Source organism: Sedimentitalea sp. XS_ASV28 (assembly GCF_041224545.1).
In the GTDB taxonomy this organism is placed as follows: Bacteria; Pseudomonadota; Alphaproteobacteria; order Rhodobacterales; family Rhodobacteraceae; genus Sedimentitalea.
Genome location: NZ_JBGFGP010000042.1, coordinates 1 through 10,806, shown reverse-complemented (window position 1 = coordinate 10,806; position 10,806 = coordinate 1). Strand labels below are relative to the sequence as shown.

The window sequence follows — 10,806 nt, the reverse complement described above, 5'->3', positions numbered from 1 at the left end:
GATGACGGCCTGCAGGGACAGATCGTCCTGGTTCGCGGCCTTGCCGAGGTTGGCGTTGAAGCCGTGGTCGCGGATCGTCAGGGTGTAGTAGTCGGCGCCGGTCTCCTTGTTCTGCTTCTTCCAGATGCCACCGCACTCGACCAGCTTGCCGCGCGGGGAGCGGCCGAGGACGCGGTGCGTGGGGGCCATCGGGTTCGCGCTGGCGATAGGTTCGACCGTGATGTCGAGGTCGAAGGTCAGGGTCGAGATGGAGCCGACGCCCTTGGCGGATTCGATGTCGGCGCTGGTGAATTTGATGCAGTTCGTGGTCATTGCTCTTCTCCTTGTTTGCGTTGCAATGATGGTCACCTTGCAACTGGCCAAGGCCCGGCCACACCGAAGGCGAAGCGCAGCGGAGAGGGGCAGGCGCCGGTCTTTTTGCCTCGCGAGGAATGACCCACCCCTGTTCTTTGGTGGGTCAGGGGAAAAAGACCGGCGACAACCTTTGTGGCGGGGGCGACAGCTGCGACCAGCATGTCATGCAACTCAGACAAAGGGAGAAGTGCGGTGGCCGCGAAGGAAGGTGGGTGGACAGCCGCCAGAGAATCTGCGGAGTGCGGTGTCTTCTCTGTCCTCTTGCTCCGATCCGAACACGGACGAGCCAGAGCTTTGCCTGACCCTGTCTCATGTGACGCGACGGCTGGGTCCCGTGGCAACGCGATGTGTGTTGTCTGGAAGAGCAGCAGGGAGACCGTCGAAGCATCGATACCGTGCTCGGCTCGCCCGGATTTCGTACGGAACCTCTACGGCAGCCCGATATTATGCGATCCGTGCATCATGACCATCACCGGCCCTCTGCCGGCTGCGGCCAATGCGATCCTGCGCTCGTCGACCATCGTTTGCGACACACGATGATGGGGCGGGACAGCATGTCCGGCAAAGTCAGGAACAACACTGGCAGAGACGCGAGGTACGTGATCACTGATGTCACACGCCCGCCCCAGCGACCGTTACCGAATGGCCGAGATGAAGCGTTGCCACGACCATGCGACGGCTGGCCGGGCTGGCTCCGGAGGAGACTGCACGGCCAGCAGCACGTCGCAGGGAGAGGCGGCGTTTCAGCTCGGGGAGGTCGGCTGCATGCAGCCGACCGAGTAGGGCGCGGTCCTGACCAACGGGCAGGAGGGGCCAAGATCTTACCTTGATATTTACTGCGCCAAGAACAGACCTCTGAAAGGTGCATTGCGTAAGCCACCTTTTGTGTCGCCCTTACTCGTGACGTTGGCGCTGGCTAACTCCGCCGCACTTTCCAGCAGCCGCATGTTCTGTCATTGTTCTCAATCGAAACCCTGTTCCGATTCCCGAGCGTACCGCAGATGTGCAATCTCTACTCCCAGACCAAGAGCCAGGACGCAATGCGCCACCTATTCGACGACATGGTCGAGGGGGATGAGGAACTTGTAGACAGCACCGGTAACCTGCCGCCTCAACCTGGCATCTGGCCCGATTATCCGGCACCGATCATCCGACATGGCGAAAGCGCAGCATGGCAGCTGGCCATGGCCCGTTGGGGCATGCCGACCCCTGCGAAGTTTCTCGAAGGCAAGCGCACCGACAAGGGTGTCACCAATATCCGCAATGTCGGCTCTCCTCATTGGCGGCGCTGGCTCGGTGTCGAACATCGTTGCCTCGTGCCCTTCACCAGCTTTTCAGAGATCGACGGGCGCCGGGGTGCGCCGCGCAATTCGCCGGTCTGGTTCGCTTTGGACGAAGATCGGCCGCTCGCCTTCTTCGCCGGGCTGCGAACGACATGGACCTCGGTGCGCAAACTGAAGGAAGGCGAGGTGACGGCGGAGATCTTCGGTTTCCTGACCTGCCCGCCCAATGCCGAGGTGGCGCCGATCCACCCCAAAGCTATGCCCGTCATCCTCACGCAGCCCGAGGAATGGCGGCACTGGCTGACCGCGCCGGCCGAGGAGGCCCTGAAGCTCCAGCGTCCCCTCCCGGACGGGATGCTGAAGATCGTTGCCGAGGGGGTGCGCGAGGATGCGGTTTGATCCGGCTCCGAGCGAGCTCTTTGCCCTGGCCCGGCACCGGGTCCATGAGGCCGAAGGTCCAGGCCGGCGCAGCTTCGCCCTGCTGCAAGCCGCCCGACACGCCGAGGCCCTGATCTGGATCATTCCCGGGCATGCCCCGCACCAGCCGATGCTCCGGGGTCTGCCCGGAGGCGTCGGGGAGCGGCTGCATCTCATCCGTCCCGCGAACGAGACCGACCTGCTCTGGGCCACCGAGGAAGCGCTGCGCTCTGAAGGCGTCGGACTGGTGATCGCGGAGCCGGAAAAGCCCCTCTCCCTGATCGCCGGGCGACGCCTGCAGCTGGCCGCGGAAGCCGGTCGAACCACCGGACTCATGCTGATCCGCGAAGGCCAGGGCAGCAACGCAGCCGAAACGCGGTGGCATTGCGCACCGAATGCGTCGGAACGACGGGACTCGACTCTGCATCAATGGGCCCTTAGTAAGAACAAAAAGGGAACATTGGGAACCTGGGCTGTGCATTGGAATGGCAAGACGGCTGCTGTCCATCCGGTTTCCGCGGCTGGCAAGCGACACGAGTCTGCGGAGACGTCCCGTTGAGGGACCGTTCGCTCTGATCCACAGGTCAGGGAATGCCGATCATGTGCATTGTCTGAACCAGGCCGCCGAGACGCGCGGACTGCATCCCGGCATGGCGGCGGCCGATGCCCGCGCCATCTGCCCCGAGCTGATCACCCGGCCCGCCGATCTTGCACGCGAAGCAGCCGCACTGGCAGGCCTCAGACGGTGGGCGGGGCGCTATTCCCCGATGGTGGCGCGGGACGGCCCGGACGGGCTTATCGCCGATATCTCCGGCGTGCCGCATCTCTTCGGCGGCGAGGCCGAAATGCGCGCCGACCTTCATGCGCGGCTGGAGCGCGTCGGCCTGACCCTCTCGAGCGCCATCGCCGAAACCCGTGGCGCAGCCCAAGCGCTCGCTCGCCATGGCGGCGGCATCCTGCCCGAGGGCGCAGCGAAGGAGGGGATCGCCGGCCTGCCGGTCTCGGCGCTGAGGATCGGGAGCGATGTGGCGGAAGGGCTCGCCCGGATGGGACTGAACAGGATCGGCGATCTCATCGATCTGCCGCGGGCGCCGCTCGCGCGACGGTTCGGTTCGGGGCTCGTGCTGCGGCTCGATCAGGCGCTCGGCCTTCAGCCTGAGCCGGTCTCCCCGGAGGCGGACGCGCCGTATTTCGGGGTGCGGATGACCATGCCGGACCCCATCGGTCTTGAGGCCGACGTCATGTCGGGCCTCGCACGCCTGCTCGACCGGCTCTGCAGCACACTGGCCCAACATCATCGTGGCGCACGGCGGCTGCGGCTCGAGTTGCACCGGGTCGACCGGGAGACCGCGCAGGTCGAGATCGGGCTGGCCCGGCCGATGCGTGATCCCGAGCGCATTGCCGCGCTCTTCAAGAAAGGCGTGTCGGAGGTCGAAGCCGGGTTCGGGATCGAGGCGATGCGCCTCGTCGCCCATGTGACCGAGGACTTGCCACCCGAGCAGATCGGCGGACCCCGAACGATAGCCCGGGAGGACGCGCTGGCCGACCTCTTCTCCCGGCTCGGCAACCGGCTGGGCTTCGACCAGGTTCTGCGGCTCCTGCCTGCCACCAGCAAGATCCCCGAGCGGAGCTTTCTCGTGACACCCGCCGCCTACAGCGCGGCGGAACCTTCACCACCGCATCGTGGACCGGATCGGCCGATCATCATCTTTCCGCCTGAGCCGGTCACCACGAAGGGGCTGGGCCAGCCCGGACATCCTCCAGCCCGGTTCGCCTGGCGGCGCATGTCTTTCACCACCCTGCGTGCGGACGGACCGGAGCGGATCGCGCCGGAATGGTGGTTCGACGATCCGGCCTGGCGCTCGGGTCTGCGCGACTACTGGCGGGTGGAGACCCGCGAGGGCGCACGGCTCTGGCTCTACCACACGCCGCAGGCGCCGGCCTGGCCCGCGCAGAGCTGGTTCGCACAGGGAGAGTTCGCATGACCGGCTATGCGGAGCTCTGCGTGACAAGCAATTTCACCTTCCTGACCGGGGCCTCGCATCCCGAGGAGCTGGTCACGCGGGCTGCCGAACTGGGCCTGAAGGCCATCGCCATCACCGACCGCAACTCGGTGGCGGGCGTGGTGCGGGCTTACTCCGCCCTGAAGGAGCTGGCACGACTGCGCGAGGAGGCCCGTGCAGCGAGCGACGGGGCCGAGGCCGGTCCGGCGATCCGATCCCGGCAGGTGACCGATCATTCCAGCCGCCAGACGATGCAGCACATGCCGGCAGGCGATGCGCCCCGAATTCCGCCGGACATGGTGTTGCCGAAGCTGATCCCTGGCGCCCGGATCGTGCTGACCGACAGTCCGGTCGACTGGCTCGCCTTGCCCACAGATATCGCGGCCTGGTCGCGGCTGACCCGGCTCCTGTCCCTCGGCAAGCGGCGAGCCACGAAAGGCGACTGCCATCTGACGCGCAAGGATCTGCTGGATTGGGGCGAGGGCATGGTGCTGATCGCGCTGCCGCCCGACCCGATGGAGCACCCGGCCCGGGCGGCTGCCAGCGACCTGCGGCACATGCTGCGCACCTTCCCCGGCCAGTGCTTTCTTGGCGCGGCACCGCGCTATGACGGACGAGACCCTTTGCGCCTCGACCAACTGGCCCGGATCGCCCAGGACACCGGCCTGCCGCTTGTGGCCCTCGGCGAGGTGATGATGCATCGCTCGTCCAGGCGTCCGCTCGCCGATGTCCTGACTTGCCTGCGCGAGGGCTGCACGATCGACACGATCGGCGAGCGCCGGCTGACCAATGGCGAGCACCGGCTCAAATCCCCGAGCGAAATGGCGCGGATGTTCCATCGCTATCCGGCGGCGATCCGGCGGACACTGGAGATCGCCGACCGCTGCGCCTTCCGGCTGGACGATCTGCGCTATCAATATCCCGACGAAGCGCGGGACGGCGAGCCGGCGCAGGCGCGGCTCGAACGGTTGTCGCGGGAGGGGCTGCATTGGCGCTATCCCGAGGGGCCGCCTGCCCGGATCGTCACGCGGGTCGACAAGGAACTGAAGCTCATCGGCGAGATGGGCTATGCGCCATATTTCCTGACGGTCCATGACATCGTGGCTTTCGCGCGCTCGAAGGGCATTCTCTGCCAGGGCCGCGGGTCGGCCGCCAATTCGGTCGTGTGCTACCTGCTTGGCGTGACCGAGGTGCCTCCCGAGAGCATCACCCTGATCTTCGAACGCTTCATCTCGAAGGAACGCGGCGAGCCGCCGGATATCGACGTGGATTTCGAGCACGAGCGGCGCGAGGAAGTGATCCAGTGGATCTACGAGCAATATGGTCGGCATCGCGCCGGGCTGACCGCGACCGTGATCCATTTCCGTTCACGCGCCGCGATCCGCGAAGTCGGCAAAGTCATGGGGCTGAGCCAGGACGTGATCGCCCGGCTCTCGGGTCAGATCTGGGGCTGGTCGTCCAGTGCACCGGGCGAGGACCGGATGCGCGATGCCGGGATCGATCCGGCGGACGGGCGTGTGGCGCTGGCGGCGAAGCTGATCGGCGAGATCACCGGCTTCCCTCGGCATCTGAGCCAGCATGTCGGCGGCTTCGTCATCACCCATGGCCGGCTCGACGAGCTCTGCCCAATCGAGAACGCCGCGATGGAGGATCGCACTGTCATCGAGTGGGACAAGGACGATATCGACGCGCTCGGGCTCCTGAAGGTCGATGTGCTGGCGCTTGGCATGTTGACCTGCATCCGCAAGGCCTTTGGGCTGCTGGAGGATCACCGTCACCTGCAGCTGACCCTTGCCAATGTCCCGCCCGAGGATCCGGTGGTCTACGATATGCTCTGCAAGGCCGATGCGGTCGGAGTGTTTCAGGTCGAGAGCCGGGCGCAGCTCAACTTCCTGCCGCGCATGCAGCCGCGGAAATTCTACGATCTGGTCTGCGAGGTCGCAATCATCCGCCCCGGCCCGATCCAGGGCGGCATGGTTCATCCCTTCATCAACCGCCGCCAGGGCAAGGAGAAGGTCGAGGATCTCGGACCTGCCATGATGGAGGTGCTGGGGCGCACCTATGGCGTCCCCCTCTTCCAGGAACAGGCGATGCAGATCGCGGTGGTCGCGGCCGGTTTCTCGGCGGCCGAGGCCGACCGGCTGCGCCGCTCTCTTGCGACCTTCAAGCGGATGGGAACCATCGGCGCATTCCGTGAGCGGTTCATCTCGGGCATGTTGGCCCGCGGCTACGAGGCGGGGTTCGCGGAGCGATGCTTCGCCCAGATCGAAGGCTTCGGCAGCTATGGCTTCCCCGAAAGCCATGCGGCGAGCTTTGCGCGGCTGGTCTATATCTCGGCCTGGCTGAAGCGCCATCATCCCGCGGTCTTCACCTGCGCGCTGCTGAACAGCCAGCCGATGGGTTTCTACGCCCCGGCGCAACTCGTCCGCGACGCGCGTGAGCACGGCGTCGAGATCCGGGCCGTCTCGGTCAATCATTCGGCCTGGGACTGCACCCTGGAGCCACGCGGCGACGGGGCACTGGCGCTGCGACTCGGGTTTAGGCAGATCAAGGGGATGCGGGAGGAGGATGCGATCTGGATCGAGGCCGCTCGCGGCAATGGATATCCCGATGTAGAGAGCCTCTGGCGCCGGGCCGGTGTCAGACCGGACGCGCTGGAACGGCTGGCAGAAGGGGATGCCTTCGCCTCGCTCGGTCTCAATCGACGCGATGCGCTCTGGGCTGCCCGGGCCTTGCGAGGGCCGAAACCCCTGCCCCTCTTCGGCGCTGACGGTGAAGGTGGAGCGGAACCGGAAGTTGCGCTGCCGGCGATGACGCTGGGCCAGGAGGTGATCGAGGATTATCTGGCGCTTCGGCTCTCCCTGCGCGCCCATCCGATGGAACTGCTGCGGCCGCGCCTGCCGGAAAGCCTGCCGCATGAACGGCTGGATCGGGCCACAGGGCGCATCACCGTGACGGGTCTCGTCATCACGCGGCAACGGCCCGGCACGGCATCGGGCGTGATCTTCCTGACGCTCGAGGACGAGACCGGCGTGTCCAACGTGGTGGTCTGGAGCCGGGTCTACGAAACCTTCCGCAAGGCGGTGATCGCCGGGCGGCTCCTGCGTGTTACCGGCAGGATCGAACGCGAAGGACAGGTCGTTCATGTGGTTGCCGAGAGGATCGAGGACATCTCGCCGATGCTCTCAAGCCTTGGGCGGCCGGCCACCGACGCAGACGATCGTCAGGCCGAGGCAGCGCACCAACCCACGCGTAGTGGCGGCGGATCAACCGTCCGGCATCCGCGCGAACAGGCCAAGAAGCTGTTTCCGAGCCGGGATTTCCACTAAGGCGCGGCCTCATATCGGTCGCAACAAGGCGGGCCATTATCGTTACCGCTTGGTCGGGCGATTTCGGAGCCTGAACCACCTGTGTTGAACTTGCCGAATCCCAACATAGGAGTTCAGCATGCCTCGCCTCGACCACAGAACCTTCGTCAACGCCTGCCGCGATGAGCGCGGCGTCGGACATCACACCTTGCGGGCCTATGCCCAGGATCTGCGCACCTTCGCCCGCTTCACCGCGACCCACCGTCTCAGCGACCCGTTGTCGAAGGACGACATCCTCGCCTACCACCGGCATCTGCGTGACGCGTTGGGCGCCAAGCCCGCGACCATCGAGCGGCGGCTCGTAACGCTCAAGTCCTACTTTGCCTGGAGCGAAGATCGGAACAGCGCCCTGCCCTCCCCATTTGCCGATGTCCGCATCTCCGTAAGGATCCCGCGACGCCTGCCGCGTCCGATCGATCGCGACACCCTCAGAGCGGTTCTCCAAGCCGGTGACGGCCCCATCGCTGTGCGGTCGAAGCCAAGCGCAGATGACACGGCGCCAACTTCGCAGAATGCCGTCACGGTCCTGATCATCAAGCTGCTGATCGTCACAGGGCTGCGGATCAGTGAACTCACCAACCTGAAGATCCGCGATGTCTCGCCCGACGGGGGCCAAATCCTCGTGAATGGCAAAGGAAGCAGGGAGCGCATCGTCTTTGTACCAAATCGCGAGCTGCAGGAGGAGTTCCGGCGACATTGTGAGGTGCGTTGCAACGAGGACTCTCTCGCGGCGCCCCTGTTTCTGAACACGGAAGGTCGTCGGCTCCGCTCGGCCACGTTCCGCAAGCGGCTGCGGGCGTTGTCCAGGCGCCTCGGGATCGAGCCGCACTTGACCCCGCACCGGTTCCGGCACTCCGCCGCGACGCTGCTGATCGAGGAGGGAATCGACATCCGGATGGTCCAGGCCTTGCTCGGGCACGCCAGCCTCAGGACCACCGAGATCTATGTGAGGGTTTCGAACAGCGCACTACGACGTGCGTTGGAAAGGGTCGATGTACTTAGCGAACTGCGGCAGTGACGCCCGAGCAGGCGTTGAGGCTGTCGCCGCACTTGCTGTGATGCCTTCGAAGCGTCGTCATCTCGTTGAACCGAGATCGCTAGCACTTCCCCTCGCACTCAAAGGAAGCCAGAGGTCCGGTTGACCCAGCCAGGTTAGGCCGGCATCATCTCTTCGCCGAGCACTCGATTTTGAGGCGCCGGGCCTATCGACATGTCCATCGCATTGCTTCAAAGTGGAAAAAATTGCCGGGGCGCTGCGGGTTGGTAGATCAAGTCGAAAAAATATATAGTTGCATAGATCTTTTTGCTGGTGCAGGCGGATTCTCGTTGGCAGCGGCCCAATCAGGATTCTCGGTACGCCTGGCTATCGAGAACGACAAACATGCCTCCAGAACGCTTTCTGACAATATAGGAAAGTTCCAGAGCGAACCTTGCAGAGTCCTCAATGAAGACATTCTCTGCCTCGATCCACAGGCTCTTGCGTCAGAGATCTTTCAAGGGCCCGACGAATGCGACTTGGTCCTCGGAGGACCTCCCTGCCAAGGTTTTTCGACACATCGCATCAAGGACGCCGGAGTTGGCGACGAGCGCAACAAGCTGATCAATACATATTTTGAATTCGTCGCAGCGTTCAAACCAAAAGCCTTTTTAATGGAGAACGTCCCCGGAATGCTCTGGGATCGACATAAAGAGTACCTGGAAGAGTTCTATGAGGCCGGTAAGGAGGCTGGCTATGAAGTCCGGGCCCCGGAAGTGTTGGACGCTCGGGATTTTGGTGTGCCTCAACGGCGTAAACGAGTGTTCATCCTTGGTATCCGCAAAGACCAAATTCGCGACGGTCTGAATTGGCCTCCGGCCCCGACACATGTGAATCCAAAGTACACAGAAGACGCGAATGAGTTGCTTCCTTGGAATGACTGTTCGAGCGCCTTCTCACCCGCAGGCAGCAGTGATCCGAACAATGTCCACATGAACCATTCCGCAGAGTTAGTTCGGGCCTTCGCAAGTACCCCTCACAATGGCGGTAGTAGAAAGGATTCCAACCGCCTTCTTCCCTGCCACGAAAACCACGATGGCCACAAAGATGTTTACGGTAGAATAGACCCAGCTAGCCCCGCTCCCACAATGACGACCGCATGTATCAATCCGTCCAAAGGCCGTTTTGTGCACCCGACGGAGAATCACGGAATTACACTCCGTCAAGCAGCGAGAATCCAAACCTTCCCTGATAATGTGGTGTTTCAAGGTGGTTTGATCGCTGCAGGCAAACAAATCGGGAATGCTGTGCCAATAACACTTGGTGTGGCGTTACTAAAGCATCTGCGCAATGAACTTGAGTTCATGGGAATTGGCGAGTTTGAAAGTAAGGAAATCCGGAAAAGAGTTGCCGCAGAATAATGGAAAGCATCGCATTTCAGACCAAAGCTAGGACTGTTGATCACCTAGGGCGAGAGCAAATCGCAGATGCCCCTACGGCTATTTCAGAGCTTTGGAAGAATTCATTTGATGCCTATGCTCGTTCGGCAGAGCTGACCATTTTCGACCGTCCCCGCCCAACTGCTGTTCTGACGGACGATGGGCATGGGATGAATCGGGAGGAGTTCATTAGTAGGTGGCTAGTCGTAGGAACGGAGTCAAAGGCGACGTCAGCCAAGGTTCCAGCCGCGGATCGGCTTGGGTTACCCACTAGACCAAAGCAAGGGCAAAAGGGCATTGGTCGTTTGTCCTGTGCAAATTTGGGCTCAGTGCTATGCGTTGTGTCCAAGCGCATCAATGGATCGTTCGTAACTGCGGTTGTTGACTGGCGACTTTTTGAAAACGCCTACTTGAACCTGAGCGACATCACGATCCCCGTAGCTGAGTTTTCGAAAACGGACGAGTTCCCTGACATACTAGAGGAGATGGGAAAGCAACTTCACCAAAATGTACTGGGTGGCGATGACAATGAGGTTGCAGCCAGGCGACGAGCAGCTTGGAAGGCTTCTGACGAAGAGTACTTAAACCAGACTGAAAACCGGAACGACAAAGAGCTTAAACCTTCAGCGAGGATCCTGGAGGCGCGACCATCAGAGCTGTTCTGTGAAGATCATCTGAGTAATTGGTCAGTTTGGACTGGTTCAGTTGAGCACGGCACAGCGATGCTTATCGGGGAAGTTACTTTCGACATCGAAGCACAATTAGATCAAAGCCCAGACGCTGCGGCACAACTTGCTCAAGATCGGCTGTTCGAAACACTTTCTAGTGACCTGCCCCCCTTCGGTCCCTCGTTCATAACGAGAGTCTGCGGGTTTGATCTTGATAATCATGGGTTTCGGTTTGGGCAAGCGCGCCGGGCGCGGAGCCCTCAAATTGCTCAAGCGCTCGGCGCGCTTGCAGTGGCGT

At 62.8% G+C, this 10,806-nt stretch carries 8 protein-coding genes and 1 pseudogene; 8 read left to right on the top strand and 1 reads right to left on the bottom strand.

Annotated elements, in window-relative coordinates; translation table 11 throughout:
• Nucleotides 1–312, bottom strand: a 312-nt coding sequence (locus AB9K34_RS00960; RefSeq protein ID WP_369952605.1) for a DUF736 family protein, incomplete at its 3' end; no start/stop codon positions are given.
• 1,043 nt (nucleotides 313–1,355) lie between these two features.
• Here AB9K34_RS00960 and AB9K34_RS00955 point away from each other — a divergent pair.
• From AB9K34_RS00955 to AB9K34_RS00920, 8 genes and pseudogenes are all read left to right on the top strand, one after another.
• Nucleotides 1,356–2,036 (top strand): SOS response-associated peptidase, encoded by a 681-nt coding sequence (locus AB9K34_RS00955; protein ID WP_369952604.1) that lies wholly within the window; start codon nucleotides 1,356–1,358, stop codon nucleotides 2,034–2,036.
• Nucleotides 2,026–2,613 (top strand): ImuA family protein, encoded by a 588-nt coding sequence (locus AB9K34_RS00950; protein WP_369952603.1) that lies wholly within the window; start codon nucleotides 2,026–2,028, stop codon nucleotides 2,611–2,613. The genes AB9K34_RS00955 and AB9K34_RS00950 overlap by 11 nt, the downstream gene beginning before the upstream one ends.
• Nucleotides 2,540–4,039: a DNA polymerase Y family protein gene (locus AB9K34_RS00945; RefSeq protein WP_369952602.1), complete on the top strand. Its 1,500-nt coding sequence runs from the start codon at nucleotides 2,540–2,542 to the stop codon at nucleotides 4,037–4,039. Before AB9K34_RS00950 ends, AB9K34_RS00945 begins: the two co-directional genes overlap by 74 nt.
• Nucleotides 4,036–7,386: an error-prone DNA polymerase gene (locus tag AB9K34_RS00940; RefSeq protein ID WP_369952601.1), complete on the top strand. Its 3,351-nt coding sequence runs from the start codon at nucleotides 4,036–4,038 to the stop codon at nucleotides 7,384–7,386. The genes AB9K34_RS00945 and AB9K34_RS00940 overlap by 4 nt, the downstream gene beginning before the upstream one ends.
• A gap of 118 nt (nucleotides 7,387–7,504) precedes the next feature.
• Entirely contained in the window at nucleotides 7,505–8,443 is a 939-nt protein-coding gene (locus AB9K34_RS00935) for a tyrosine-type recombinase/integrase (RefSeq protein WP_369952600.1), read from the top strand.
• A gap of 242 nt (nucleotides 8,444–8,685) precedes the next feature.
• Complete coding sequence (locus tag AB9K34_RS00930) at nucleotides 8,686–9,822, top strand: DNA cytosine methyltransferase (RefSeq protein ID WP_369952599.1); 1,137 nt, start codon at nucleotides 8,686–8,688, stop codon at nucleotides 9,820–9,822.
• A pseudogene (locus AB9K34_RS00925) lies at nucleotides 9,822–10,187 on the top strand (ATP-binding protein); the annotation flags it as partial. The gene AB9K34_RS00930 and the pseudogene AB9K34_RS00925, both read left to right, overlap by 1 nt.
• On the top strand, nucleotides 10,182–10,806 hold a 625-nt coding region (locus AB9K34_RS00920), incomplete at its 3' end, for a hypothetical protein (protein ID WP_369952606.1). The pseudogene AB9K34_RS00925 and the gene AB9K34_RS00920, both read left to right, overlap by 6 nt.